We start from the raw sequence: 664 nt of genomic DNA, 5'->3' as shown, positions 1-664 counted from the left end.
CGATGAACCAATACCATAGCTCCGTCCATTTGATTTTTATTCATACTTTCCGGTGCATTGGAGATAAATTCGAATCGAATCAAGCCTCTCTCCGTATTGAGTTTAAGCTCAATAGACTGTGTCAACAAAAAGAAAAAACGAAATACGATTCGACTCACTAATAAAAAGGGCAGTTCATTAGTCATATGAGAGAAAGGTTTTAAACATTCGTTAATGGCCTTGTAAATAGGTAATGACTCTATCTCAACCAACATGTTTAAATTCAAACCTAAGTGACTGTCTTGTAACACGCTAGATAAAGCGTTAACTTCCTTAACAACTTCTGCTACAGGCACCCTTTCGCCGGGGTAGTCATCTAAAGATAAAAAAAATCTGCAATTTTAGGAATATCCTTTTCGCGATTCCTATTAAATAGGTACAGAGTCGCTGCTTCTCTTATAGCAATCATTATACTTTTATGGGTACTGTGTTCAGTTTTCATCATTATTTTAGACTCGGTTACGATCAACTACTACTTATATTCACTAATACACAAATGAGTAGAATAAAACAAGGGGTTGCTTTAGATAGATGGTTCAAATCTACGCATGTTACTACCATCTCTGCGGTTTTGCACCTTTGTAAATTTCACCAGAGTAAGTCCAATCTCCCTCGACTCCCAACC

At 36.7% G+C, this 664-nt stretch carries 1 protein-coding gene; it reads right to left on the bottom strand.

Annotated elements, in window-relative coordinates:
- A partial coding sequence (locus ACS8FC_RS18165) for a hypothetical protein (RefSeq protein WP_439297815.1) occupies positions 1–335 on the bottom strand: 335 nt, incomplete at its 3' end.
- Positions 336–664: the final 329 nt, after the last annotated feature.

This window comes from Psychrobacter sp. 1Y4 (genome assembly GCF_051847555.1).
This window is presented reverse-complemented; position numbering and strand designations above follow the sequence as displayed.